Source organism: Pseudomonas turukhanskensis, assembly GCF_027922365.1.
Taxonomy (GTDB): domain Bacteria; phylum Pseudomonadota; class Gammaproteobacteria; order Pseudomonadales; family Pseudomonadaceae; genus Aquipseudomonas; species Aquipseudomonas turukhanskensis.
Window position 1 is genome coordinate 38,331 of sequence record NZ_BSFN01000009.1, and the last position, 24,708, is coordinate 63,038.

Annotated in this window: 23 protein-coding genes; 7 read left to right on the forward strand and 16 right to left on the reverse strand. The window is 61.4% G+C overall.

Annotated features, from left to right (window positions below):
* Window positions 1–27 precede the first annotated feature (27 nt).
* Both PKE98_RS15900 and PKE98_RS15905 read right to left on the reverse strand, forming a co-directional pair.
* Window positions 28–2,760 carry a helix-turn-helix transcriptional regulator gene (locus tag PKE98_RS15900; RefSeq protein WP_271196289.1) on the reverse strand — a complete coding sequence of 911 codons (2,733 nt, stop codon included), beginning with the start codon at window positions 2,758–2,760 and terminating at the stop codon, window positions 28–30.
* Window positions 2,757–5,468 carry a winged helix-turn-helix domain-containing protein gene (locus PKE98_RS15905; protein ID WP_271196290.1) on the reverse strand — a complete coding sequence of 904 codons (2,712 nt, stop codon included), beginning with the start codon at window positions 5,466–5,468 and terminating at the stop codon, window positions 2,757–2,759. The genes PKE98_RS15900 and PKE98_RS15905 overlap by 4 nt, the downstream gene beginning before the upstream one ends.
* A 163-nt stretch (window positions 5,469–5,631) precedes the next feature.
* Between PKE98_RS15905 and pabB the strand changes: the two genes are divergently transcribed.
* Entirely contained in the window at window positions 5,632–6,981 is a 1,350-nt protein-coding gene (gene pabB, locus PKE98_RS15910) for an aminodeoxychorismate synthase component I (RefSeq protein WP_271196291.1), read from the forward strand.
* Window positions 6,982–7,064: 83 nt separating this feature from the next.
* On the opposite strand, the gene thrH is transcribed toward pabB, so the two are convergent.
* A complete protein-coding gene (gene thrH / locus PKE98_RS15915) occupies window positions 7,065–7,682 on the reverse strand; it encodes a bifunctional phosphoserine phosphatase/homoserine phosphotransferase ThrH (RefSeq protein ID WP_271196292.1) in 618 nt (205 codons plus the stop codon).
* Between the two features lie 208 nt (window positions 7,683–7,890).
* Here thrH and PKE98_RS15920 point away from each other — a divergent pair, with 208 nt between their 5' ends.
* A complete protein-coding gene (locus tag PKE98_RS15920; protein ID WP_271196293.1) occupies window positions 7,891–8,511 on the forward strand; it encodes a phosphoadenosine phosphosulfate reductase domain-containing protein in 621 nt (206 codons plus the stop codon).
* Between the two features lie 224 nt (window positions 8,512–8,735).
* On the opposite strand, the gene PKE98_RS15925 is transcribed toward PKE98_RS15920, so the two are convergent.
* The 6 genes from PKE98_RS15925 to PKE98_RS15950 all read right to left on the reverse strand — a co-directional run bounded on the left by PKE98_RS15925 (window position 8,736) and on the right by PKE98_RS15950 (window position 13,315).
* The gene (locus tag PKE98_RS15925; protein WP_271196294.1) at window positions 8,736–9,272 is read right to left on the reverse strand and encodes a DinB family protein; all 537 of its coding nucleotides are present in this window, start codon (window positions 9,270–9,272) and stop codon (window positions 8,736–8,738) included.
* A gap of 98 nt (window positions 9,273–9,370) precedes the next feature.
* Window positions 9,371–10,345 (reverse strand): HTH-type transcriptional regulator CysB, encoded by a 975-nt coding sequence (cysB, locus tag PKE98_RS15930; protein ID WP_271196296.1) that lies wholly within the window; start codon window positions 10,343–10,345, stop codon window positions 9,371–9,373.
* Window positions 10,346–10,469: 124 nt separating this feature from the next.
* On the reverse strand, window positions 10,470–10,973 hold the full coding sequence (locus PKE98_RS15935) for a universal stress protein (protein ID WP_271196297.1): 504 nt from the start codon (window positions 10,971–10,973) through the stop codon (window positions 10,470–10,472).
* A gap of 113 nt (window positions 10,974–11,086) precedes the next feature.
* Window positions 11,087–11,992 carry a 5'-nucleotidase gene (locus PKE98_RS15940; protein ID WP_271196298.1) on the reverse strand — a complete coding sequence of 302 codons (906 nt, stop codon included), beginning with the start codon at window positions 11,990–11,992 and terminating at the stop codon, window positions 11,087–11,089.
* 7 nt (window positions 11,993–11,999) lie between these two features.
* Entirely contained in the window at window positions 12,000–12,956 is a 957-nt protein-coding gene (locus PKE98_RS15945) for a putative 2-dehydropantoate 2-reductase (protein ID WP_271196299.1), read from the reverse strand.
* A complete protein-coding gene (locus PKE98_RS15950) occupies window positions 12,956–13,315 on the reverse strand; it encodes a YbbN family protein (protein WP_271196300.1) in 360 nt (119 codons plus the stop codon). The genes PKE98_RS15945 and PKE98_RS15950 overlap by 1 nt, the downstream gene beginning before the upstream one ends.
* Before the next feature lie 34 nt (window positions 13,316–13,349).
* Here PKE98_RS15950 and PKE98_RS15955 point away from each other — a divergent pair, with 34 nt between their 5' ends.
* Together PKE98_RS15955 and PKE98_RS15960 are read left to right on the forward strand one after the other, a co-directional pair.
* Window positions 13,350–13,772, forward strand: coding sequence for a PilZ domain-containing protein (locus PKE98_RS15955; RefSeq protein ID WP_271196301.1), 423 nt, complete (start codon window positions 13,350–13,352; stop codon window positions 13,770–13,772).
* 177 nt (window positions 13,773–13,949) lie between these two features.
* Window positions 13,950–15,026 (forward strand): 3-deoxy-7-phosphoheptulonate synthase, encoded by a 1,077-nt coding sequence (locus PKE98_RS15960; protein WP_271196302.1) that lies wholly within the window; start codon window positions 13,950–13,952, stop codon window positions 15,024–15,026.
* A gap of 56 nt (window positions 15,027–15,082) precedes the next feature.
* Here PKE98_RS15960 and PKE98_RS15965 read toward each other — a convergent pair whose 3' ends face one another.
* Window positions 15,083–15,352 carry a GNAT family N-acetyltransferase gene (locus tag PKE98_RS15965; RefSeq protein ID WP_108096718.1) on the reverse strand — a complete coding sequence of 90 codons (270 nt, stop codon included), beginning with the start codon at window positions 15,350–15,352 and terminating at the stop codon, window positions 15,083–15,085.
* 19 nt (window positions 15,353–15,371) lie between these two features.
* A complete protein-coding gene (locus PKE98_RS15970; protein WP_271196303.1) occupies window positions 15,372–16,637 on the reverse strand; it encodes an aq_1923 C-terminal domain in 1,266 nt (421 codons plus the stop codon).
* Between the two features lie 457 nt (window positions 16,638–17,094).
* Between PKE98_RS15970 and PKE98_RS15975 the strand changes: the two genes are divergently transcribed.
* The gene (locus PKE98_RS15975) at window positions 17,095–17,346 is read left to right on the forward strand and encodes an Lpp/OprI family alanine-zipper lipoprotein (RefSeq protein WP_122450457.1); all 252 of its coding nucleotides are present in this window, start codon (window positions 17,095–17,097) and stop codon (window positions 17,344–17,346) included.
* A 285-nt stretch (window positions 17,347–17,631) separates the two neighbouring features.
* On the opposite strand, the gene PKE98_RS15980 is transcribed toward PKE98_RS15975, so the two are convergent.
* The 3 genes from PKE98_RS15980 to PKE98_RS15990 form a co-directional block, all read right to left on the reverse strand.
* Window positions 17,632–18,591, reverse strand: a complete 960-nt coding sequence (locus tag PKE98_RS15980) for a L,D-transpeptidase family protein (RefSeq protein WP_271196304.1) — start codon at window positions 18,589–18,591, stop codon at window positions 17,632–17,634.
* 77 nt (window positions 18,592–18,668) lie between these two features.
* Window positions 18,669–18,950, reverse strand: coding sequence for a hypothetical protein (locus tag PKE98_RS15985; protein WP_271196305.1), 282 nt, complete (start codon window positions 18,948–18,950; stop codon window positions 18,669–18,671).
* A 58-nt stretch (window positions 18,951–19,008) separates the two neighbouring features.
* Window positions 19,009–19,614 carry an arylesterase gene (locus PKE98_RS15990; protein ID WP_271196306.1) on the reverse strand — a complete coding sequence of 202 codons (606 nt, stop codon included), beginning with the start codon at window positions 19,612–19,614 and terminating at the stop codon, window positions 19,009–19,011.
* Window positions 19,615–19,624: 10 nt separating this feature from the next.
* Here PKE98_RS15990 and PKE98_RS15995 point away from each other — a divergent pair, with 10 nt between their 5' ends.
* Window positions 19,625–20,308: an ABC transporter ATP-binding protein gene (locus PKE98_RS15995; protein WP_271196307.1), complete on the forward strand. Its 684-nt coding sequence runs from the start codon at window positions 19,625–19,627 to the stop codon at window positions 20,306–20,308.
* Window positions 20,308–22,809 (forward strand): ABC transporter permease, encoded by a 2,502-nt coding sequence (locus tag PKE98_RS16000; RefSeq protein WP_271196308.1) that lies wholly within the window; start codon window positions 20,308–20,310, stop codon window positions 22,807–22,809. Before PKE98_RS15995 ends, PKE98_RS16000 begins: the two co-directional genes overlap by 1 nt.
* 145 nt (window positions 22,810–22,954) lie before the next feature.
* Here the strand turns inward: PKE98_RS16000 and greB are convergent, their stop codons facing one another.
* Both greB and solA read right to left on the reverse strand, forming a co-directional pair.
* On the reverse strand, window positions 22,955–23,434 hold the full coding sequence (greB, locus tag PKE98_RS16005) for a transcription elongation factor GreB (protein ID WP_271196309.1): 480 nt from the start codon (window positions 23,432–23,434) through the stop codon (window positions 22,955–22,957).
* Entirely contained in the window at window positions 23,431–24,576 is a 1,146-nt protein-coding gene (gene solA / locus PKE98_RS16010; protein WP_373877874.1) for an N-methyl-L-tryptophan oxidase, read from the reverse strand. Before solA ends, greB begins: the two co-directional genes overlap by 4 nt.
* Between the last annotated feature and the right edge of the window lie 132 nt (window positions 24,577–24,708).

Sequence of the window (24,708 nt, forward strand, 5' to 3'; positions counted from 1 at the left end):
GTAGCACATTGCCCCACACGCTCTGGCTCAAGCCTCGCTGAGTAGCCCCATGCTCTTACCCTTCAGAACAGCCTGGGTGCGGCTGCGCACCCCCAACTTATTGAACAGGTTATGCAGGTGCCACTTGATGGTGGCCTCCGACAAATGCACCGCCTGGGCAATGTCACGGTTGGAAAGGCCGGCCGCCACGAAGCGCAGAATTTCTCGCTCGCGGTGGCTAACGTCCTGATTCTCATTGAAACTTTCCGGGTCTACCGACAAGCGCCGGCACTGCTCGCGCAGCACTTCGGCCAGCCCTTGCCAGGGCGCTGCGCGTTTCGGCTCGGCCGCGCGCCAGGCGTCGTAGAGCGGCAGCAGCCAAAATGCGTCGTCCAGAAACATGCGCCGGTAGCCGCTGTTCCACGCGTCTTCCAGCGTGGGCTGCAGAAGAGCGAACGCTTTTTCGCTGTTACCTTTGCGCCAGTACGCCACAGAAAGTAACAGCGACAAGCGCAGACGCCGGTCGCGCTGGTGCTCGGCGGTCTGTTTGGCCAGGCAGCTTTCCAGAGCGGCCTGGGCCTTGTCGGCGCGGCGCTCGCACAGGGCCAGCCGGCCTTCGGACAAGGCCAGCGCCGTTTCCGCATCCAGGTAACGGCCGGCCGGCAACACGGCCAGGTGTTGCTGCATTTGCAGGCAGATGCGTTCGGCCTCATTGGGCCGTTGCAGCCACAGCAGAAACTGCACCTTGCAGCTCATGCCCAAGGCAAATACGCGCTCATAGCCGGCGCCGTGCAACTCACCCAGCCATTCATCCAGTTGGGCCAACCCTTGCTCGGTTTCGCCGGCGAAGAAACGCGCACGGGCCATGACCAACTTGCCGCGGCTGATCAATTCGGTAGGTGTGGCCACATCGCGCCAAGTGGTGGCCAGCGGCAGTTCGGCGAGAATCGCCGCATGGCGATCCTGCTCGTACAGCAAGTCGGCGTAGGCCAGGGCCAGCGGGCCACCGACGCGACTGCGACGGCCAAACACCCGTTCAACCCGGGTACGTGCCGCTTCAGCCAACGCTCGCCCGCGCTCCAGCTCGCCGCTTTCCTTGCAGATCAAGGACTCGATCAGGCTGGTCATGGCGTGCAGGTATTCGCTCTCGGTCTGGCGCAGGTTGTCGCGGGCCAGGGCAATGGATTTGGCCGCCTCGCCAAACTCGCCGAGCAAGGCATAGGCCGCCGCCTGCACGCAGGACAGGCTCACGCGAAACACCGGCTGGTTATCCGGCGCCATGCCCAGCCAATGCTTGGCCACTTTGAGGCAGGCTTCGAGCTTGTCTTGATACAGCAACACCAGCGCCTTGAGCACCTGAGCGGCGGCCAGCAACTCCACCAGCGCGAAGTGCAGCGTCTGCCCGCGCCCTTGCAGCAAGCGGCTGCTGACCTCTTCGATCAGCGCTTCGGCATCGGCAAACTTCTGCTCGAAGGCCAACTGCCAGGCATAGAAAATCTGGAACACCGGGTACTCGCGAATCACATCGGTGGGCACGCTTTTCAGAATCGCCAGAATGCCGTACACGCGGTTGCTGGCGATCAGTTTGGCGCCCTGGCGCTCCAGCAGCTCGGCGGCAAATGCATAGTCGCGAGCCCGCAGGGCGTACTTGATGGAGCGGTCCGGCAGGTCGTGGCTTTCGCACCAACGTGCGGCCGAATGCAGCAGTGTGGTGGGGTCGCCATGCTTGGCCAGACGGCCCTGGAGAAATTCGGCAAACAGGTGGTGGTAGCGGAACCACTCGCCCTGCTCGTCCAGCGGGATGATAAACAGCTGCTCAGTCTGCAAGCGCGCGAGCATTTCCAGGCCATCACTGCGGCCGGTCAGGGCGTTGCACAGATCGGCGTTGAACTCGTCGAGCACCGAGGTCTGGTCGAGGAACAACTGCAGGCTATCCGGCAGGCTGGCCACCACGTCTTCGGCCAGGTAATCGGCAATATTGCGCTCGGTGCCCGACAAGCCGGCGAGAAACGCCGCGCGGTCCGGGTGGCGAGCCAGCGCCAGGGCGGCCAGGTGCAGCGCGGTAATCCAGCCTTCGGTGCGGTTTTGCAGCAGGGTGAGCTCGTCGCGGCTGAGCACCAGTTGTTTCACTTCGCGGAAATAGGCGGCGGTCTCGTCGAAACTCAGGCGCAGGTCTTCGGCTTTGAGCCACAGCGTCCAGGGTTTGAGCGACGGCTCGTCCACCAGCAATTGCGACTGGTAGCGGGTGCTGGCCAGCAGGTGCACTGTGGTGGGCAGGTGCTCGATCAGGTAACGCACCGCCGGCCCCATGGCCGCGTGGCGAATGCGATGGAAGTCGTCGAGCATGATGTACACGTCGCCTTCCAGGCGTTTGAGGTCCGACAAGAAAGCATCGATCAACGCCTCCTGCGGCCAGCTCACATCGCCCTGCAACAGGCCGGCGGTGCTGCTGCCAAACCCCGGCGCGGCGGCGTTGATGGCCGCTACCAGGTACTGCAGCAGGCGTTGCGGCTCGCTGTCGGCCTCGTCGCACGACAGCCAGGCCACCCGCGCGTTGGTCGCCAACAACCGCTGACGGTATTGCGCCAGCACCGTACTTTTGCCGAAACCGGCCGGCGCGCTGAGGATGACCAGGCGCTGCGAGCGCGAGGCATACAGGCGCTCGATCAGCGCTTCGCGCAGCAGTTGCGGGCGGCCGGAGGTCGAGGCGGGAAACAGCTTGGTGCGCAGCAGCGGCAAGGTGGGCAGGTGTGCCAAGGAGCTGGAGACAAGCGTGGTCATTGCAGTAACCCCAACTCGCGGGCGCGGCGGATGGCTTGGGTCCGGTTGCGCACCTTGAGCTTCTCGTAAATGTTGTGCAGGTGCCATTTCACCGTGCCCAATGCCAGGGCCAGTTGCTGGCCGATCTCTTCGTTGGACATGCCCTTGGCCGCCAACAGCACGACGTCGCGCTCGCGGTCGGTCAGGCCTTCTTCCAGCACCTCGAGCGACTTGCGCGCATCCTGCCCTGGCCATACCGCCAGCAAGCCACGGATAAAACTCTGCAAGGCCGGCTGACGCTCTGCCGCTTCGAGGTTTTGCAGCAGCAGGCGAATGCCCTCGCCTTCCTCGATAAACAGGCTGCGCACGCCTTCGCGCTCTGCGCTGATCAGGCACTGCACCAACAAGGTCTGCGCCCGCTCCTGATAACCCAGGCGCTGGTAACTGAGGGCCGACAGCAAGTCCAGGCGCAGGCGCTGCGAGCCATGCCAACCGGCTTGCAACTGGCCACGCAACTGGGTGATTTCATGCAGCGCTTCACTGAAGTGCGCGCGTGACTGTTGCAAGCGAATACGGGTCAGGCCCTGTACCCAGAGCACCGGGTTAAAGCTCATGCCTTTGTAATGGCTGGCCAGCTTGGCCCAATCGACGCTTTGAAAACGCGCCTCGGCGCGCTTGATCCGGTCGGTGGCCGGCTCCTGCAATATCAGCGAAATTTCATCGCCGGCGGCCTGGGCATAAAAGCGCCAGGAATGGTTGCGCGCCGCCAGGTTCTGCATCAGCACCAAGGTGGCCAGGGCGTCCTTGGGTTTTTCCTGAATACGTTGGGTACGCGCCAGGCTGAGCATGCCCTGGGCATAGAGGTCGATGGGGTTGATGACATCGACGGTGGCCATGGCCCAGCCGAGGTTTTCTTCCAGTGCGGCAAAACGCCCTTGCTGGTAGGCAATCAGCGACTCGGTAATGGTCGGCAACGCCAGCGCCCGAGACTTTTCCCCAAACCAGGGAATAAGCCGCGCGCGCAGTTGATCGAACAGCAGCTGCGCCTGCTTGACCTGGCCTTGCTCCAGGCACAGCAGAATTTCCACGTTGGCCAGCTGCATATCCAGGTAGCGGCCTTCGAGGAAATGTTTGCGCTGTTGTGCCAATGCCAGCAGCCGGCGGGCCTGCTCGGGTTGGGCCAGCATCACCAGCGCCAGGGCGCCGATGATCAGCATCGCCACCTCCAGAAATGCCGTGTGCTGGCCCAGTTGCGCTTCCACCTTGCGGGCCAGGGCCACGCAGGTGTCGAGATCGTCTTTCTGCAAGGCCAGCACGGCCTTGATCGCCAGAATGGCCAGCACCTTATCGCTCAGCGGGCCTTCGGACTTGTTCTTGCCCCAGCGCGCCAGCAACTCGTCGAGCATGCCGTTGGCTTCGGGCAACGACAGCTCGGCCGCGCGGCTCCAGACATCGGCCAGCACCAATACGGGAAAACGCTCGGCGATGTCGTTGGGTACGCGCTGGCGCCAGCGGTAAATCAGGTTGAGCTGGCCGCGGTTGATCAGCTCCAGGCCGCAGCCGTCCACCAGCGCGGCGAGCATTTGCGGGTCATCGGCCAGGCACGCGTGTTCGATGGCCAGGTTCTGCATATGGTGGTTGGTAAACCACAGGCTGGCATTGAAGTGCAGCTGGCTTAAGCGCTCGGGGTCGCGCTCTTTCAGGCGCGAACGGAGGAATTCGGCAAACAGGTTGTGGAAGCGGTACCACTGGCGTTCACGGTCCAGCGGAAGCAAAAACAGCTGCATGGCTTCGAGTTTTTCCAGCAATTGCTGGCCGTCCTGGCGGCCGGTCAGGGCATTGGCCAAATCGCCACTCAACTGGGTGGCAACGCCTAAGGCCAGCAGCGCTTCCTGCATCTCGGGGGAAAGTTGTTCGAACACGCTGCGCAGTAGGTAATCGCCCACGGCCACCTGGTCACCGCCCATTTCAGCCATCTGCTCGGAGGCCTGGGGCTGATGGCGTAGCCACAGGCTGGCCAGGTGTACACCCACCACCCAGCCTTCGGTGTGGCCATGCAGGGCATTGAGTGCCACTTCATCCAAGTGCAGGCCGCTGCGGTCGAGGTACTCGCGGGTTTCGTCCTTGCTCATGCGCAATTCCGGCGCGCCCAGCTCCAGCAGCACTTCCTTGGCTCGCCAGGTAGCCAGGTTCAGTGTGGGCGTGGAGCGGCTGCCGATGGCCAGCACAAAGCCGGGCGGGGCCAGTTTGATCAAGCGATTGAGGCTGGCCAGCAACTCGGCGTCTTGCACCAGATGCAGGTCATCGAGCACCAGCAGCAGCGGCTGTTCGCGCTGGGCAAGGTCAGCCAGCAGGCTCTCCATCAGGGCGGCTGCCGGCACGCGCATGGTGTTTTGCAGGTAGCCGAGGGCGTCCTCGCCGATGCCTGGCAGGGGCATGCGCAAGGCTTCGATAAGTTGTTGGAAAAACCGCGAGGGGTCGTCGTCTTCCGGGCTCAGGGAAAACCACGCCACCGCGCTGTCAGCGGCGGCATACGCTTGCGCCATGGCGGCCAAGGCGGTGGATTTACCAAAGCCGGCGGGCGCCGACAGCACGATCAGCCGGGCATGGGGGTTGGCAGCCAGAGCAGCTTGCACATGCGGGCGCGGCATATAGTCGGCGGGTACTTGCCGGGGCCGCAGCTTGGAACGCAGCAGGCTACCGGCGGCTGGATCTCTACCTTCATCCATGACCTGGATCCCTTGAAAATTATTATTCTGATAAGAAATTTCGTACCCTTGGGATCTATCCATACTAATCAGCTCGCTATCTCCGAGTAAACCCACTCACTCGCTCTAGGATGAATGCTGGCGGCGCTCTACAATCGGCGCCCGCGCCCGCTCGACCCTGCCCATGCCTACTTGTTTGCTCCACCCATTGCCGTACCGGGACGACCCCGCCGAGTACTTTTCGTACATTCGAAATGCGCCGGGGGCGGTGCTGCTCGACGGCGGTCGGCCTATGTCCCAGCGTGCACGCTATGACGTTATGAGCGCGTGGCCATTGGCAGCGCTGGCGCCGGGCGATGACGAATCGGCCAACGACTTTATCCAGCGCCTGCGCGCGGCGTTGGCGCAGTTAGGCCCCGCCGAGGTGCCAGACGGTTGCGAACTGCCGTTTGCCGGCGGCCTGATGGGGTACCTGAGCTACGATTTCGGCCGCCGTTTGGAGCGCATGCCAATTCAGGCCGTGAATGACCTGCACTTGCCGCACGCGCAGTTGGGTTTGTATGCCTGGGCGCTGATCAGCGATCACCAGGTGAACACCAGCCAACTGCTATTTCACCCGGCTATCAGCGAGGCCGAGCGCCAGCGCCTGATCAAGGTCTTTGAGCAAGGCGCAACGGTTGCCGACGCACCCTTCAGCCTGCAACAGGACTTTACCGCCGACCTTAGCGAAGCCCAGTACCACAGCGCTTTCAAGCGGATACAGGGTTACATCCAGGCTGGCGACTGCTACCAGGTGAACTTCGCCCAACGCTTTCGCGCGCCCTGCCAGGGAGATCCCTGGACCGCCTATAAGGCTTTGCGCCAAGCGTGCCCGACGCCGTTCGCCGGCTATCAGGCGCTGGGTGACGGTGAAGCGGTGCTGAGCCTGTCGCCAGAGCGTTTTGTACGCGTACACCAAGGCCAGGTGGAAACACGCCCCATCAAAGGCACTCGAGCGCGCGGGCAAACGCCGGTGGAAGACCGCTCGCAGGCCAACGAACTGCTGACCAGCGAAAAAGACCGCGCGGAAAATCTGATGATCGTCGACCTGCTGCGCAACGACCTCGGCCGCAGCTGCGCCACAGGCACGGTGCGGGTACCGGAACTGTTCGTGCTGGAAAGCTACCCCAACGTGCATCACCTCGTCAGCAGCGTCACCGGCACGCTGGCGCCCGGCAAAGACGCGCTGGACGTGTTGGCCAGCAGCTTTCCCGGCGGCTCCATCACCGGCGCGCCGAAGATTCGCGCCATGCAGATCATCGACGAGCTGGAGCCAAGCCAACGGGCGCTCTACTGCGGCTCGCTGCTGTATGTGGACGTGCGCGGGGAAATGGACAGCTCGATCGCCATTCGCAGCCTGCTGATAAAAGATGGGCAGGTGAGTTGCTGGGGCGGCGGCGGGATTGTGGCGGACTCCCAATGGCGTTCGGAGTACAACGAGTCGATCACCAAGGTGCGGGTGCTGCTTGCGACCTTGGAGTCGTTAGCACCGTAGGGCGAATATCCGCTTGCGGATATCCACCGCTTCATGGGAATCAACGGCGGATACCGCCTAGGCGGTATTCGCCCTACGTTTGTTTACAGGCTTAGTTCGCGGTTGGACGCTTTGAGGAACTCTTTCTTGAGGTCTTCATAGGTGTGCACGGCCGGGAACTGCGGGAATTCGCGAATCACGTTCTCCGGGGCATGGAACAGGATGCCGGCGTGGGCTTCGCTGAGCATGGTGGTGTCGTTGTAGGAGTCACCGGCGGCAATCACCCGGTAATACAAGCTCTTAAATGCCAGCACCGACTGACGCTTGGGGTCTTTCTGGCGCAGTTGGTAGCTCACCACGCGGTCGGTTTCGTCAGTGATCAGCTTGTGGCACAGCAGTGTCGGAAAGCCCAGTTGGCGCATCAGCGGCTGGGAGAATTCATAGAAAGTGTCGGAGAGAATCACCACCTGGAAACGCTCGCGCAGCCAGTCGACGAATTCAACGGCGCCATCGAGCGGCTTGAGGGTGGCGATCACGTCTTGGATATCGGCCAACTTCAGGCCATGCTCGTCCAGAATGCGCAGGCGCTGCTTCATCAGCACGTCGTAGTCCGGAATGTCCCGGGTGGTGGCTTTGAGCGCTTCGATACCGGTTTTTTCGGCGAAGGCGATCCAGATTTCCGGAACCAACACACCTTCCAGGTCGAGACAGGCGATTTCCACAGGGCACTCCTAAACGGGATTCAGAAAGAAGGCGGCACTCTAGCGGCTTGCCTGCGCCCACGCAACGCGACGCCCTGATACGTTCATCGGCGCTTTCATCGGCTTTTTCATTAGCACTGATAGTGCCTATCACCACGGCGCGCTGCCGGCTCCCGGAGGTTTTTGCTACCATCGCCCTCCCCCGCCCTTATGAACCTGGAGCCTCGCAATGGACCTCGATCTGGACAAGCTGAATGCCGAATTCGCCAACCAGCCGCAAAAGCTGGTGGAGTGGGCGCTCGGCCTGGGCAAGACCGCTATTTGCACCACCAACTTCCGCCCCTTCGAGGCGGTGATTTTGCATATGGTCAGCCAGGTGAAACCGGACATCCCGATCATCTGGATGGACAACGGTTACAACACCGAGGCCACCTACAAGTTCGCCGATGAAGTAACCCGCGCGCTGAACCTCAACCTGATCACCTACCTGCCCAAACGCAGCCGCGCCCACCGCGAAGCGCTGGAAGGCCCGGTGCCAGGCCTGGACGATCCGCGCCACGAAGCCTTTACCGAAGAAGTGAAACTCGAACCCTTTACCCGCGCTCTGCGGGAGACAGCACCGGGTGTGTGGTTCACCGCCTTGCGCGCCACCGACACCGCAGTGCGCGCCACCATGGACCCGATCAGCATCAACCCCGATGGCTTGATCAAGGTGGCACCGCTGCTGCACTGGTCTTCCAAAGATCTGTACCAGTACCTGACGCAGCATGGGTTGCCGAATAACTTCGATTACTTCGACCCTACAAAGGGTGAAGACAATCGCGAGTGCGGTCTTCATATTAGTCACTAAGCGATCGGCTGCGCGTCGGCGGGGCTGCGTTAAAAAAAAGGGTTTTGAATGCTCATGGGCTACAGCCCACTGCGCTTGAAAACCCTTTTTTGCCTTGCCCCGCTCTAGCTCGCTCGATCTGGAATTGTAGTGGCGCATTAAAGAAGCAAATCAAAAGCTCGAGGCTGAAGCCTCTGCTACGGGGATTGATGTTCTTGTAGCAGAGGCTCCAGCCTCGATGCTTTTCAGAGGCCTTGATTGGGTATGTGATCGAGCAAATCGGTCGACCCCACATCCACGCCCGCCTGAAACAGCAAGGTGGTGGCCTGCCCGCGGTGGTGGGTCTGGTGGTTGAAAAAGTGCGCGGTCAGCGCGCCGAAGGGTTTCTGTTGGGTGCCCTCGGAGTTCTGATAGCGCAGTAAATGCGTCAGGTCCGGCTCACGTACTTGAGCAGCCCACGCGCTGATAATCCCGTCCAGGCGCAAACGCCTTTCCAGCAACTCATCCAACGTCGTGCAGAGCAAGTCACGCAGGCTGCCGGGCTTGGCGATCAGTGTCATCTCGCGCAAGGCGGGAAAATCTGCCGGGTGCTCGCTAAAGCGTTTCAGCCAGACGATATCGCCCGCTACCACATGATTGAGCGTACCGAACAGCGAGGTGAAAAACGCGTGGCGGTCGGCCATCAATTCGCTTGTGGGCAATGTGGCGGCAGCGGCGTAGAGGGTGTGGTTCATGGCCGCGTTGTAGGCGGCCATCAAGACCAGATGATTACAGTCGGACATTGATGCATTCCTGAAAAGCGCTTCGCGAGCAAGCTCGCTCCTACGGGTATAAGGCATGTAGGAGCGAGCTTGCTCGCGAAGCCCTTGATCTTAAGCCATCAATGCACCGGTAATTCGACACCATGGAAGAGCTCTTCCAGCTCAACCTTGTTATGGCACTGAACGGCTTTGGCCATCACTTCGCGGGTGAGGTGCGGAGCGAACTTCTCGATAAAGTCGCACATAAAGCCACGCAGGAAGGTGCCACGACGGAAGCCGATCTTGGTAACGCTCGGTTCGAACAGTTCGCTGGCATCCAGCACCACCAGATCCGGGTCGAGTTTCGCGTCCACTGCCATCTTGGCGACGATGCCAACGCCCAGCCCTAAGCGCACGTAGGTTTTGATGACGTCGGCGTCGGCGGCGGTAAACACCACTTTGGGCGTCAGGCCGCGGTGGCTGAAGGCTTCGTCAAGTTTCGAACGGCCGGTAAAACCGAATACGTACGTCACGATCGGGTACTCGGCCAGCGCTTCGAGGGTGAGCTTGGGCAGCTTGGTGAGCGCGTGGCCCTGGGGCACCACCACACAGCGGTTCCAGGTGTAGCAAGGCATCATGATCAGGTCGTTGAACAGCTCCAGGCCTTCGGTGGCGATGGCGAAGTCCACCGTGCCGTCGGCGGCCATTTCGGCGATTTGCGTCGGCGAGCCCTGGTGCATGTGCAGCGCGACATCCGGGTATTGCTTGATGAAATTGCTGATGACACCCGGCAGCGCGTAACGGGCCTGGGTGTGGGTGGTGGCAATGGACAGCGTGCCTTTTTTCTCGTTGGAGAACTCCTGGGCGATCTGCTTGATGCTCTCGACCTTGCGCAGAATTTCGCCCGCGGTGGTGATGATGCGTTCGCCAGCGGGGGTCACACGGGTCAGGTGCTTGCCGCTGCGGGCAAATACCTCGACACCCAACTCGTCCTCCAGCAGCCGGATCTGCTTGCTGATGCCCGGCTGCGAGGTGTACAGGCTCTGCGCCGTGGCGGACACGTTGAGATCGTGGTGCGCGACTTCCCAGATGTAGCGCAGTTGCTGGAGCTTCATAAATATCCCTCAAAGCGAAAAGGCGACGCTGCTGACGCCAACGGCGTTATATAACCATAGTAGAGGTTAGAAGACTAAATCTAGACCATTTCTTTGTTTATGCCGCCTTTCACATATCCACCACTCAGATCTCTGCCCGCGTGCGGTGTTGCAGCATCGGTACCAGGTAAACGGGCACCTCTGCCAGTTGCACCAGGCGCGCGGCCGTACGCCCCAAGGGGATATCCAGCGCGGCGTTATGGCTGCTGTGACTGCCGACCACCAGCAGGTCAACGTCGTAGCGCTGCGCCTCGGCCAGGATCACTTGCGGCGGGTCGCCCTGCACCACGCGTACGGCGCGCACCAGTTCCATGTCGTGCTGGGCGTCCCCCATCTCATCGCGAAAGCCCTCGAACACCCGCTGTTCGATGCTGGCCAGTACCCCGCTCAAGCCATTGGTGCGAATTTCCGTCAGTACCGCTTCATCCAGATAGGTTTTAAGTACCGATTCAGCGAACAGGCCCAGGGGTTCCACCGCATGCACCACGTACAGATCGGCCTTGAAGGCGCGGGTCATGGCCAGGGCATGCTGCAACACGTAAGGGGCGTACAGACCTAAATCGGTGGCGTAAAGAATCGAGCGAATCATGCGGCCTCCTAACTGCATTTTTAACGGCCTGGGTTTGAGCTTAGCAGCGATGGCTATAAATCCAGCGGCTGTTAGCAGTCCAAGACGAACGGGCAGTTACAAGCGCCGGGGGACTAGAGCTGCGGCTCGTTACTGATGCCGTGGGGGACATGGCCGGTGGCGACCACTTCACGACTTTTTTCGCAGTGTCCGGCCTGGTCATCAAAGAACACGTCGGCACCGAAGGTTTCCAGAATGGCGGTTTTCTCCAGGCCACCGAGGAAGTAGCTCTCGTCCAGACGGATATTCCACTCGCGCAAGGTGCGAATCACTCGCTCGTGGGCGGGCGCTGAACGGGCAGTCACCAGAGCGGTACGAATAGGGCAGCTTTCTTGCGGAAATTCCTGTTGCAGGCTATGCAGCGCCGCCAAAAACGGCTTGAACGGCCCGCCACCCAGCAGCTCGCGCGCAGACTCACGCTCATGGGTCTGGAACGCCACCAGGCCGCCAGCCTGATACACCCGCTCCGACTCATCGGAAAACAGCACAGCGTCGCCGTCGAAGGCGATGCGCAGTTCGTTGCTGGCTGCGCGGCGGGCGCCACCAGAAAGAATGGTCGCCGCGCCAAAACCTGAACGCAGGGCACTGCGCACGTCTTCGGCGTGGGTGGATAAAAACAGGTGGCAACCGAAGGCCGCCAGGTACGGATCCGGGCTGCGGCCGCCGACGAAGGCGGCGCGGGAAATACCCAGGCCGTAGTGCTGAATCGAGTTGAAGGCGCGCAGGCCGGTGTCGGCGCTATTGCGTGACACCAGAATCACCTCGACCCGTTGCTGGCCGAGGGTGGTGTTCAGGGCCAGCAGCTTTTCGACCAGGGGGAAGGCATCGCCGGGCGCAAGAATTTCTTCCTCATGCTCGATCTGGTATTGGCGATAGGCCTCCACGCCTTCGCTTTCATAGATGCGATGGCTTTCGCGCAGGTCAAACAGCGCCCGCGAGGAAATCGCCAATACCAGTTTGTCCGCCAGCCCCTTGCTCATAAGTACCTCACCCCAGATTGTGTGTATCGATAAAGGCCAGCTGTTGCGCCAAGGCGCGAATGCGCGGCAACTCGATGCCGGCGCGCTCGGCGGCGGCCAATGGCTCGGCATAGATGTACCGCAGCTCCAGCGGGCGTTTTTCAACAAAGTCGTGGTACATGCTCGGCAAGTAATCGGGCATGCGATCGGTGTTTGCCAACAGCTTGTCGGCAAACACCTCGGGAATAGCATGCCCGCAGGCCACGGCGCCCTGGATCACTTCTTTCATGATGGCCAGGATTAGCGCACGGGTTTCGCCATGGCCCATCAAGGCCGTAGTGCCAGCATTCAGTACCACCGACAAACCGTTATACGGCACGTTCCACACCAGCTTTTGCCAGCGCGCCTGGGCCAGGTTCGGCATGGCGGTGGAATCCAGGCCTGCCTCTTTAAAGAGTGCAGCCCCTGCTTCGGCAATCGCCAGCTGTGCCTCAGCATCGCTGGCCGGGCCGCTGTGGTAAGCCAGGTTCACGCTGCCCAGCGACTGGTGCTCGATAATACCGGGGCCTGCGCGGTGTACGCAGATGTAGCAAAGGCCGCCCAGCAGATGCAGGGAATCCGGCAACAACGGGCGCAAGCCCTCTTCCACCGCCAGGCCGTTTTGCAACAGCACCACCTTGGCGTCGGGCGCCGCGGCCTGGGCAATCAGCGGGGCCAGTTCGGCATTACTGGTACTTTTGGCGCCAACCAGCAGCCAGTCGCAGGGCGGCATGTCGGCGGCATTGCAATATGCCTGAACGTTTGCCAGCGTCAGTGCACCATGCACGGCGCTGTTGAGTCGCAGACCGCGCTCGGCCACGGCGACATATTCGCTGCGCAGCAGAAAATGCACGTCGAAACCGGCACGCGCCAGCATCAGCCCGTAAAAGCCGCCGATGGCACCGGTACCAATGATGCCGATACGGGGGGAAGGTGTTGCAGACATCAGGGAAGCTCCTCAGGTATACGGGCCAAAGCCTCGCCAATAGCGGCGCTCAGCTCGGGCAGACTCAAACGCGCGTGCACCGCGCCGAAAAATTGACCATCGCGCACGACAAACAGCGCTGGCAAGTGAAAAACCTCATAACGCTCGACCAGGCCGCCATTATTGGCCGCGTCGACCCAACCCAGGCGCGCCACCGGCAGCCCCATCGGCGGGAGCTCGCGGCGCGCCCAGCGACAACTGGCACAACCTATGCTGGTAAAAACCACAAGCGAAGTACCAGGCCAGTCGAGCAGCAAGCGATCGGCATCGAAATCCGTCAGCTCTGACTGCCTGGCTATACTGCTAGCAGTGATGTCCATAAGCCATCATCCGAAGTAGTGGAGTTTTGCCGTAATGCGACAGTTTTTGCGTCACCCCAGTGATATGCCAGTTGAGCTAATTCAGCGCAAGCACGCCTTCCTGCCCCGCCAGCGGTTGAACAATATCAGCCTGGGCGGTGTGGCCTGCAATTCTCCAAAAGGTTTTCGTCGCGGTACGGCCGTTGAGCTGCGTATTCCGTTGCTGGGCGAGCAAGCCCGTTACAGCGGTGTGGTGGCCTGGTGCAAAAAGCAGCCGGATGATTACCTGGTCGGCATTGCCTTTGTTGACGAAGAGACACTGTTTCGCGCCCGAATGGTCGAGCAGGTTTGCCAGATCGAACATTACCGCCACCTGCGCGAACAGGAACTGGGGCAACCCCTGCCCGTGGAAGCCATCGCCAAGGAATGGATTGCCGAACACGCAGCTGGCTTCTCCACCTTTAGTGGCCTGCAATAACCCCTGCCCCATACCGTCAGATTCGGCCCTATAAAGCACTAACGCCCCATTGTCGAGGCGGGCCGTACGCGCTAAGGTTCCCACCCCGTTACGCTCAACGCTGCGCTCCGTCGCTCGGAGATGGCTGGCGGCCAACACCCGTGACCTGACTGACGACTGACACTGACGAGTAGCACGATGGCTGATTTACCGATCGATGACCTTAACGTCGCCTCCAACGACACCCTGATCACCCCCGACCAGCTCAAGCGTGAAATCCCGCTGACCGATGCTGCGCTGCGCACCGTTGTGCAGGGCCGTGAGGTGATCCGCAATATTCTCGACGGCAAGGACCACCGCCTGTTCGTGGTAGTGGGCCCCTGCTCGATCCACGACATCAAGGCTGCCCACGAGTATGCCGAGCGCTTGAAAGTGCTGGCGGCCGAGGTGTCGGATACGCTCTATCTGGTCATGCGTGTGTATTTTGAAAAACCGCGTACCACGGTCGGCTGGAAAGGCTTGATCAACGATCCGTACCTGGACGACTCGTTCAAGATTCAGGACGGTCTGCATATTGGTCGCCAACTGCTGCTGGATCTGGCCGAAATGGGCCTGCCAACCGCCACCGAAGCGCTCGACCCCATCTCGCCGCAGTACCTGCAGGACCTGATCAGTTGGTCGGCCATCGGCGCGCGCACCACCGAATCGCAAACCCACCGGGAAATGGCTTCGGGCCTGTCCTCGGCAGTCGGCTTCAAGAACGGCACCGATGGCGGCCTTACGGTGGCCATCAATGCCCTGCAGTCGGTTTCCAGCCCGCACCGCTTCCTGGGTATCAACCAGGAAGGTGGCGTGTCCATCGTGACCACCAAGGGCAATGCCTACGGCCACGTGGTACTGCGCGGCGGCAACGGCAAGCCGAACTACGATTCGGTGAGTGTGGCTGTCTGTGAGCAGGAGCTGACCAAAGCCGGCATTCGCCCGAACATCATGGTCGACTGCAGCCACGCCAACTCCAACAAAGACCCGGCGTTGCAACCGCTGGTGATGGAGAACGTGGCCAACCAGATTCTCGAAGGTAACCAGTCCATCGTCGGCCTGATGGTGGAGAGCCATCTCGGCTGGGGCAACCAGTCGATCCCTAAAGACCTCAATGCGCTGAAGTACGGCGTATCGGTTACCGATGCCTGCATCGACTGGGACACTACAGAGAAAACCCTGCTGGGTATGCACAGCAAGCTCAAAAACGTGTTGCCCAAGCGCCAACGCGGCTGAGTGTGTAACCCATACAAAAACGCCGGGCTTAGCCCGGCGTTTTTGTATGGGTTCGATCAGTGCCGATCGCGGCGTTCCATGTAGCGCTCGACGTAGGAGCACGACGGAATCACGGTGTAGCCCATGCGTTCGGCGTATTCCAGCGCCCGTTCGGTCAGCGCCGCGGCAATGCCGCGCCCACGCAGGGAATTGGGCACAAACGTGCGGTAGATATCGAGCGTCTGCTTACCCAGGTCCATATAGGCAAGGTAAGCACGGTCACCGTCCACAGTGGTCTCGAATTGATGACCTGCCTGGTCATGGTTGATAGACAGCGCCTCGCTCATCACAACTCCTCTACGGGCCTTAGAACATGACCCTTACCTTATCGATCTTATCCAAGCGCAGAAACATCTCCGCCGACCCAACGCCAAATTGGACACTCAGGAAGACTTTGCCGTTCTCCACCTTGTGCAGCACACCCTGATAATAAGTACCGTCATGGGTAATGAACTGCAAACGCTTGCCAGCGTATTTGGGCAGGCTGGCGACATCAACGAAGTCATATTGCGGCGTTGGCGCATTTGACTCAACTCTTTCTGCAACAACCCGATCATTGTCCAGTGTTTGCTTCAATGCATTGGGATCGAACCAGGCAAAACCCAGCGGCGTCACCGCCTCGCCATTGATCAAAAGCGCCGGGTGCAACATACCCAGCACGTCCTTGGGCTCGAAAAATTGTAGCCCTTCCCAACTGATGCCCTCGTTAGGGCTCAGTTCCAGGCGCAGCGATTGCGGGTCTTTGAGGTAACGGCCATAGGCTTCAAGCACAGAGGCATCCAAGGCCACGCGCTGGCTACGCATCGCCTTGTCGAACTGCTCGACCGCCGCTTGCTGATAGGCCTCGGTGGTCATGCTCAACTTGCCGGCACAGTATTCCTGCACCTTGCGTTGGTACTGGTTGTCGTTGACCTCCACGGTAACCAGTGACAACTGCGGCGGATGGGCGCGCAGATCTCCGGGTTTATCGGACATGTTGGCCAATGCCAGGCTGACCTTGAGTTCGGCCATGTCACGGGTATCGGAGGTCATGGAAAGCTGCAGGGTTTTTTGCCCTGGTGAAAACAGATAGGAGATTTCAGCATCCGTTTCGAAGGTGCGGTAATCCATATCCAGCAGTTCGGTCGTGCCAATAAAGCGCACCTTGCCACAGTTCACTTCGCTCCAGGCAGTAAAGAGACTGCGCTCGGCAGGTGCGTCGTAGAGCTGTTGCATAAACGGACCGTGGACATCCAGCGCGAGGCCTTTCAAGTTCAGCGCCAATTGTTCGGGAAACTTGCCTTCGGCCAGGCTTTCCTTGAACCGCAGCAACTCGCCCAGGCCATTGAACTTCAACTGCGCATGCTCGACCCGCACGCTGTCACGCATCGCAGGTACGCGCACAGTGAGTTTTTCCAGGCCCACGCGGCCATCGAACGAGGACGTTATGCCGCCGTAGCTGATATCCATAATGGGCGATAACTGGGCGATGGCATCGTTCATGATTGAACGAACCGATAACCACAGCGACAGCTTGATTAACACGGCAATGGCAAGTGCCGAGAGCAAACCCCACTTTAAAATCTTGGCCACGACGACATCCTTGTATTCCAACGACACGCACTACGCGCTAGGTTTCGATGGCGCAGCTTAGCAGGCCGGCAAAGTGCCAGCTACCAGGCATATCAGGGGTTTGCCAACCGGTTTGAGCCAGTGTGAAGAGCAACTCGAAATCGACTACTTGCCCCAGTAAGTTGCTCAACAAATAGCCGGATAAATCCCCCAAGTTCGAACTGGGCAAACTACCGGCACAGTGGGCAAAGCATTGCGGCTGAATGTCGTAAATGCACAAGCGCTGTCCGCAATTGGATATTTTTCATCCAGCGTTATTACCACTTCCTTACATAACGCTCATTTTCATCAAAAAAACATGGAACGCTGGCGCCTGGTCCGTTTACTTACTACAAGTAATGAGTAGTATGTAGACCGGCAAATACCTCGAGCTCGGGGCAGTTGCTTTATGGAAAAAATGCACCTTAAGGGGAACACGATGAACAACGTTCTGAAACTCTCTGCTCTGGCTCTGGCCGCCGTTCTGGCTACCGGTTGCAGCAGCACCACCAAAGAAACTGAAGCTCGCCTGACTGCTACTGAAGACGCAGCAGCTCGCGCTCAAGCTCGTGCTGACGAAGCTTACCGCAAAGCTGACGAGGCTCTGGCCGCTGCTCAGAAGGCTCAGCAAACTGCTGACGAAGCCAACGAGCGCGCTGCTCGTATGCTGGAAAAAGCCAGCCGCAAGTAATTCGTTACTCGCAGCCATAAAAAAAGCCGACCCTAGGGGTCGGCTTTTTTTATGGCTGCTTATCGATCGGCTGCGCGTCGGCGATGCGGCGTTAAAAATGCTTTTCAAATGCTCATGGGCGTAGGGCAAATATCGCCAGCGGCGAAATCCGCCGGTCTACCGTTGAGAATCGGCGGATATCCGCTGCGCGGATATTCGCCCTACGCCGCCGATGCGTTTAGCATCGCCCACAAAAAAGCCCGCTGCGGGGTTAACCGGCAGCGGGCTTTTTGTTGCCTGCAAGGCTTACTGCACAACCGGCACCGTGTTGGCCATTACGGAACCCGGCTCAGCGATCTCCACCGGCAGACCGTCTTCGGCCGCGACCACGTCACGCACCACTTCCCAATCCAGGCTCACGCTGTTGGTCAGGTCTTCACGCTTAAGCAGTGCGTTGATCACAGCGGTGTGCTTGTCGACCACGGACGGGTTGCCGCTGTCGTCCAGCGGGGTGTGGGCTTCGAGGTAGACCTTGCCGCCACTCACACCGAACTTGTACGGCTCGTTGAGGATGCGCACTTTGGTACCCACCGGCACCAGCTTGGACAATTCCAGCACGTTGTTATTGAGCATGCGGAAGCAGCCGTGGCTGACTCGCATGCCAATACCGTACTTCTTGTTCGAGCCGTGGATCAGGTAGCCCGGCACGCCTAGGCTGAATTTGAACGGGCCTAGCGGGTTGTTCGGGCCAGCCGGTACGACGGCGGGCAGGATATCGCCATCGGCGGCATGCTCGGCGCGGATCGAGGCGGGCGGAGTCCAGGTCGGGTTCGGGGTTTTTGCGGTGATGGTGGTAGAGGATACCGGCGAACCCCAGCCTTCACGGCCAATCCCCAACGGGTAGGTGTAAACCACGTTCTCGCCTTTGGGGAAGTAATACAGGCGGTATTCGGCGAGATTGATCACGATACCTTCGCGCGGGCCCGGCGGCAGGATAAAGCGTGTGGGCAGAATCACTTGCGTACCGGCGCCAGGCAGCCAGGCATCGACGCCGGGGTTGGCGGCGACCATCTCGGACTGACCGAGGTCGTTGGCCACGCCAAGGTCAGCGAAGGTGTCTTCGTACTTGGCGGTGATGACCTGAACCTGGCCAATGATGTCTTCGCCCGGTGGCGGCAGCGGGAATTGCAGTGCTGCGGCAGGGCCGACCGCGAACAAGGCGGCGAGTGACAGGGAACGGGCGACTGCAGGAGCGCGCGACAACATCCGGTGATCCTTGGCTGATTTAGCGAGTAGAGAAAAGAGAGCGATTGTACACGCGCCCGCGCCACGCCGGGAGGGGCCTAGACGCCCTGCCACTGCGGCCGGTCGCCCTCGCGTTGCGCCTGCAAGGTGGCGTAACAGGCCGGGCACAGGCGCTTGTCACGCAATTGCGGTTTGTCGAAATTCACCCACTTGGGCTGCGCCGGCAGCAACCCGCCGCATAGCGTGCGGTCGGCATAACCGCTTAATTCCAGTTGCCGGGCCACCAGGTGCACGCGTACTTCACGGCAGGCGAACAGATCGAGCTGCTCGTCTGGTTCGATCAGTTGGTAAGCGTGTAAGGACCAAGCGGGGCGCGGCATTGAAGGCTCCTGGAGACGGCGCCACCTTAGCCGAAAGATGGCGCATAAAAAAGATCCCTCAGAGCAATGGTTTTATCGAAGGCCACGCGTTATCGAGCAGCCTGGTTTGCGCACCGGCAGCCGGGTGGATTCCGTCTGCCTGCATCAGCTCCGGCACCCCGCCCACCCCTTCGAGAAAGAACGGTACCAGTGGCACCTGCTTTTCGGTCGCAAGGTTGCTGAACGCCGCCGCAAACGCCTTGTTGTAGCGCTCGCCGTAATTGGGCGGCAGCCGCATGCCCAACAGAAGCACCTTGGCCCCGGACTTTTGTGACTGCTCTACCATCGACGCAAGGTTTTGTTGCAATTGCGCGGGCGCCTGACCGCGCAGGCCATCGTTGCCGCCCAGTTCGATAATCACCAGGCTCGGCTTATGCTCTGCAAGCAGCGCAGGCAGGCGCGCTAGGCCTCCGGCACTGGTGTCGCCGCTGATGGACGCATTCACCACTTTCTGCTCAAAACCGCCCTCCTGCAGGCGCTTTTGCATCAGGTTGACCCAGCCTTGGCTGGTTTCCAGGCCCAAACCGGCGCTGATACTATCGCCGACGACCAGCACCGTGCTTGCCACCGCCCCTTGTGCCCAAAGCATTACGACCAGGGCACTGGTTACCCACCATGTACGCATTGGAATCTCCATGACTGCGAGCATTCTTACTGCGCGGAACCTTAGCAAAGTGGTTCCCAGCGCGGAAGGCGATTTGACCATCCTTCACGACCTCTCCCTGGACCTTGCGCGCGGCGACAGCCTGGCCATCGTCGGCACCTCCGGTTCGGGAAAATCCACCTTACTCGGTTTACTGGCCGGGCTCGATCTGCCCAGCCACGGCGAAATCACCCTCGCCGGTCACCGGCTCAACACTCTCGATGAAGACCAGCGCGCCCGTGTGCGGGCCGAGCATGTGGGCTTTGTGTTCCAGTCATTCCAACTGCTCGACAGCCTCAACGCCCTGGAAAACGTGATGCTGCCGCTGGAACTGGAAGGCCACCGCGATGCCCGCGAACGTGCCCGTGCCTTGCTCGAACGCGTGGGCCTGGGCAAACGCCTCACCCACACGCCACGCCAGCTCTCCGGCGGCGAACAACAACGGGTGGCCATCGCCCGCGCCTTTGCCGCCGAACCAGCCGTGCTGTTTGCTGACGAGCCCACCGGCAACCTGGACACCCACACCGGCGAGCACATCAGCGACCTGCTGTTTGAAATCAACCAGGAACGCGGCGCCACGCTGGTGCTGGTTACGCACGATGAGCGCCTGGCGCAACGCTGCCATCGGCGCATACGTCTGGAAGCCGGGCACATCGTGCAAGGCGAACCCGCCTGATGACGCGCCTGCCGTTTACCCGTCTGCTTAATCTGGCCGCCCGCCAACTGCGCCGTGATACCCGCGCCGGCGAACTGCGGGTGCTGTTCTTTGCCTTGCTGATCGCGGTGGCGGCCAGCACCGCCATCGGCTTTTTCAGCGCGCGGCTGAACGCGGCCATGCAGCTGCGCGCCACCGAGTTTCTCGGTGCCGACATGCTGCTGACCGGCAGCTCGCCCGCCACCACAGCGCAACTGGATGCCGGCAGGCAACGGCAGTTGCAGCATGCGCAACTGGTGGAGTTCTCCAGCGTGATAGCCGGCGATGAAGGCATCCAGTTGGCCAGCGTAAAAGCCGTGAGCAGCGCCTATCCGCTGCGCGGCCAGCTGAAAAGCGCCCCCGCGCCCTACGGCCAGGAAACCGTCGGCGGCGGTCCACAACCGGGCGAGGCCTGGGTGGAAGCACGGCTGCTGGTGGCCCTGAATGTGAAGGTGGGTGACAGCGTGGATGTGGGCGCCAAAAGCCTGCGCCTGAGCCGCGTACTGACCTACGAGCCCGACCGCGCCGGCGACTTTTACAGCCTGACACCGCGCCTGCTGATGAACCTTGCCGACCTGCCCGCCACTGGCGTGGTCCAGCCCGGCAGCCGAGTGCGCTACGCAGAGTTGTGGACCGGCAGCGCCGAGAACCTGGAAAGCTATCGCCAGGCGCTCAAACCCATGCTCGCGCCAAACCAGAAAATCGAAGGCGCGCGCGATGGCAATCGCCAGGTGGGCGGAGCGCTTGGTCGCGCCGAGCGTTACCTCAATCTCTCCAGCCTGGCCGCCGTATTGCTCGCCGGCGTAGCGGTTGCCCTGTGCGCCGCACGCTTCGCGGCCAAGCGTTTCGACGCCAGTGCCTTGCTGCGCTGCCTGGGCCTGTCGCGCCGCGAGGCGCTCACCGTCTTTACCTTGCAGTTGGCCATGCTCGGCATCGTCGCCAGTGGCCTGGGTGCCCTGCTCGGCTGGCTGGGCCAGTTAGGGTTGTTCTACCTGCTGGGCGGCCTGCTGCCGGCCACCGTGCCCAGCGGCGGCTTCATGCCCGCCGTGGCCGGGATTGCCACCGGCCTGGTCGCCCTCGCCGGCTTTGCCCTGCCGCCCCTGGCCGCGCTCGGCCGCGTGCCGCCCCTGCGGGTTTTGCGCCGCGACCTGATGCCCGTGCCCCCCAGTTCCTGGCTGGTATACGGCGCTGCGCTCGGCGCGCTGACCTTGATCATGTGGCGCCTGAGCCTCGACCTGCCGCTCACTCTCGCCCTGCTCGGCGGCGGCCTGGTGGCAGCGTTGGTATTGGGTGGCGCGTTGGTGCTCAGCCTGCAAGGCCTGCGTCGCCTGCTGGCCGGCTCACCGCTGCCCATGCGCCTGGGTCTTGGCCAACTGCTGCGTCATCCGCTGGCAGCCGCCGGGCAATCGTTGGCGTTCGGCTTGATTCTGCTGTCCATGGCACTGATCGCACTGCTGCGCGGCGAGCTTCTGGACAACTGGCAACAGCAACTGCCCAAAGACGCACCCAACTATTTCGCCTTGAACGTACTGCCAGCCGACAAAGACGCCTTTGCCGCCCAGTTGAGCAAACTCTCGCCTCACCCCGCCCCGCTTTACCCGGTGGTGCCGGGGCGCCTCGTGGCCATCAACGGTCAGGGGGTAAAAGAAGTGGTGAGCAAAGACTCCACCGGCGACCGTGCCGTGCGCCGCGACCTGAGCCTGACCTGGGCCGCCGAGTTGCCGGTGAGCAACAAGCTGGTGGCGGGTACCTGGTGGAATGCTGAGAAAACCGAACTGCCGGGCGTTTCGATCGAAAGCAAACTGGCCGAAAGCCTCAAGGTAAAACTGGGCGACCGGCTGAAATTCAACGTGGGCGGCCTCGACCGCGAGGCCCAGGTCACCAGCCTGCGCGAAGTGGACTGGGACACCTTCCAGCCCAACTTCTACATGATCTTCGAGCCCGGCACCCTGCAGGACTTGCCCGTCACCTACCTCACCAGTTTTTACCTGCCAGCGCAGCAAGAGCAGCAACTGGTGGAACTGTCGCGCGCCTTCCCGGCGGTAACGCTGCTGCAGATCGAAGCCATTCTGGCGCAGTTGCGCAGCATCCTCGCGCAGGTGACGCTGGCGGTGGAGTACGTGCTGCTGTTCGTGCTGGCGGCCGGGCTGACCGTGCTGTTTGCTGGCCTGCAGGCCACCCTTGACGAACGCATCCGCCAAGGCGCGTTGCTGCGCGCACTCGGCGCCGAGCGCAAGGTGCTGCAACGGGCACGGCTGGCCGAGTTTGGCGTACTGGGGGTGGCCAGCGGCCTGCTGGCGGCACTGGGCAGTGAGCTGGTGAGCTTTCTGCTGTACCGCTACGCCTTTGACATGGCGTGGGCGCCGCATTGGTGGTTGCTGGTGTTGCCGCTAATCGGCGCGCTGCTGGTGGGCAGTGCCGGGGTGATCGGCACCCGCCGCGCGTTGAATGCCAGCCCGCTCACCGTGCTGCGCGAAGGTTAGCGCCTGTCCCGTGGGCCCGCGTAAATGCTGGCCCTCACCCCTAGCCCCTCTCCCGCAAGCGGGAGAGGGGAACTGATCAGGGCTCGCTGGAAAACTCGATCTAGCTCCCTCTCCCGCTTGCGGGAGAGGGTTGGGGTGAGGGGCTTTATACCGGTTTGACGTACTCGATCACGTTCACCCACCACCACTTCTCGCCCTCCGGCGTCTCCACCATAAACTCATCGCCTACTTCTTTTTTCAACAACGCCCGCGCCATCGGCGAGTCGATGGAGATGTAGTCGTTGCGGCCGTGAATTTCGTCGTAGCCGACAATGCGAAACCGCTTGGTGACGCCCTCGTCGTTTTCGATTTCCACCCAGGCGCCGAAGTACACACGGCCTTCCTGCTCGGGCGAATAGGCCACCACGCGCATATCTTCCAGACGCTTGCGCAAATAGCGCACGCGGCGGTCGATTTCGCGCAGCAGTTTCTTGTTGTACTGGTAGTCGGCATTTTCGCTGCGGTCGCCCAGGGACGCGGCCCAGGTGACTTTCTGCGTGGTGTCCGGACGCTTCACCCGCCACAGGTAATCGAGCTCCTGCTTCAGTGCCTCATGGCCTTCGACAGTGATGATCTGCGTACTCAAACCGTGGCCTCCCCTGCAGCAAAACGCTCCAACGAAAAGGCGCTCAAATCCAGCTCGCTATGGCCATCGACCACTTGCTGCGCCAGCGCTTCACCAATCGCGGCCGAGTGCTTGAAACCATGCCCGGAACAGGCGCTGACCACGGTGATGTTCGGCCGCGTCGGGTGCTGGTCGATGATGAAATGAAAGTCCGGCGTCACGGTGTAGGTGCACACCGCCGTCTTGACCGCGCGGGGCAACACGCCCGCGATTTTGCCGACCAACTGGGTGCGGAACATCTCGGCGCATTCCTCGGCACTGACCTCCCGCTCCAGCGCCTGCGGCGTGGTGGCGCTCGAATAATGCTCAGTGGCGATCTTCATGCAGTTCTCCCCGGGCAGCGGTGGAAAGCCGTAGCACAGATCTTCATCCGTGGGCCCGTGGGCAAGGATAAAGGTCGGCGACTTCTCGGGAAAAATGCTCGGCTGAGCCAGTTCAAACCAATACAGCTTCTGCCGGCACACGCGCAGCAGGCGGTCGAACGGCGCGCCCAGCAGTTCGGCATTCCACATGCCGGCGCTGACGATCACCCGTTTGGCGCGCAGCGTGGTACCGCTGTTTTGAATGTCGACGTAATCAGCATGGGCATCCAGGCCGGTCACGGTTACGCCAGTGAGCACCTCGGCGCCATGCTGATGGGCCAACTGCAACTGGGTGGCGATGCAGCGCTCGGGCCGCACGTAACCGCCGCCGGCTTCGAAGTAACCGGTGGCGCTGTCGAGCACCGGGGCGAACTGGGGAAACCGCGCGCGGATCTGTTCGGCGTTCAACGCTTCATGGTCGATGCCATAGCGGCGTGCCTGCGACAGGGTGCGCTCGGTGAAATCGGCGGTGCCGTGGTGGGAGGTGGCGGTTTCACTGGAGGTCATCACCAGCACCCCGCATTGCTCGAATAGCTCGGCGCCGGTCTCGGCTTCCAGCTCCCGCCAGATCTGCTGGGCGCGGCGCACCAGTGGCGCGTAGGCATCGCCCTCGCCCACCGCCTGGCGGGTAATGCGCGTGTCGCCGTGGCTGGAACCCTGGTCATGGGGCGGCGTGAAGCGGTCGATGCCGACCACCTTTACGCCGCGCTTGGCCAGTTGATACAGGGTGGCCGCGCCCATGGCGCCCAGGCCGATCACGGCCACGTCGTAATTCAAATCAGACAAACCATTCGCCTCGCATTGCCGCCGGGGTAAAAAACGTAGGGCGAATATACGCGAAGCGGATATCCGCCGTGACGCAACGCAGAATGG

Bases quoted from the DNA above. Each gene is read 5' to 3' on its own strand.
- PKE98_RS15900 (WP_271196289.1), bottom strand. From the start codon at position 2,760: ATGACCACGCTTGTCTCCAGCTCCTTGGCACACCTGCCCACCTTGCCG.
- PKE98_RS15905 (WP_271196290.1), bottom strand. From the start codon at position 5,468: ATGGATGAAGGTAGAGATCCAGCCGCCGGTAGCCTGCTGCGTTCCAAG.
- pabB (WP_271196291.1), top strand. From the start codon at position 5,632: ATGCCTACTTGTTTGCTCCACCCATTGCCGTACCGGGACGACCCCGCC.
- PKE98_RS15920 (WP_271196293.1), top strand. From the start codon at position 7,891: ATGGACCTCGATCTGGACAAGCTGAATGCCGAATTCGCCAACCAGCCG.
- PKE98_RS15925 (WP_271196294.1), bottom strand. From the start codon at position 9,272: ATGTCCGACTGTAATCATCTGGTCTTGATGGCCGCCTACAACGCGGCC.
- cysB (WP_271196296.1), bottom strand. From the start codon at position 10,345: ATGAAGCTCCAGCAACTGCGCTACATCTGGGAAGTCGCGCACCACGAT.
- PKE98_RS15935 (WP_271196297.1), bottom strand. From the start codon at position 10,973: ATGATTCGCTCGATTCTTTACGCCACCGATTTAGGTCTGTACGCCCCT.
- PKE98_RS15940 (WP_271196298.1), bottom strand. From the start codon at position 11,992: ATGAGCAAGGGGCTGGCGGACAAACTGGTATTGGCGATTTCCTCGCGG.
- PKE98_RS15945 (WP_271196299.1), bottom strand. From the start codon at position 12,956: ATGTCTGCAACACCTTCCCCCCGTATCGGCATCATTGGTACCGGTGCC.
- PKE98_RS15950 (WP_271196300.1), bottom strand. From the start codon at position 13,315: ATGGACATCACTGCTAGCAGTATAGCCAGGCAGTCAGAGCTGACGGAT.
- PKE98_RS15955 (WP_271196301.1), top strand. From the start codon at position 13,350: ATGCGACAGTTTTTGCGTCACCCCAGTGATATGCCAGTTGAGCTAATT.
- PKE98_RS15960 (WP_271196302.1), top strand. From the start codon at position 13,950: ATGGCTGATTTACCGATCGATGACCTTAACGTCGCCTCCAACGACACC.
- PKE98_RS15965 (WP_108096718.1), bottom strand. From the start codon at position 15,352: ATGAGCGAGGCGCTGTCTATCAACCATGACCAGGCAGGTCATCAATTC.
- PKE98_RS15975 (WP_122450457.1), top strand. From the start codon at position 17,095: ATGAACAACGTTCTGAAACTCTCTGCTCTGGCTCTGGCCGCCGTTCTG.
- PKE98_RS15980 (WP_271196304.1), bottom strand. From the start codon at position 18,591: ATGTTGTCGCGCGCTCCTGCAGTCGCCCGTTCCCTGTCACTCGCCGCC.
- PKE98_RS15985 (WP_271196305.1), bottom strand. From the start codon at position 18,950: ATGCCGCGCCCCGCTTGGTCCTTACACGCTTACCAACTGATCGAACCA.
- PKE98_RS15990 (WP_271196306.1), bottom strand. From the start codon at position 19,614: ATGCGTACATGGTGGGTAACCAGTGCCCTGGTCGTAATGCTTTGGGCA.
- PKE98_RS15995 (WP_271196307.1), top strand. From the start codon at position 19,625: ATGACTGCGAGCATTCTTACTGCGCGGAACCTTAGCAAAGTGGTTCCC.
- PKE98_RS16000 (WP_271196308.1), top strand. From the start codon at position 20,308: ATGACGCGCCTGCCGTTTACCCGTCTGCTTAATCTGGCCGCCCGCCAA.
- solA (WP_373877874.1), bottom strand. From the start codon at position 24,576: ATGGGCGCGGCCACCCTGTATCAACTGGCCAAGCGCGGCGTAAAGGTG.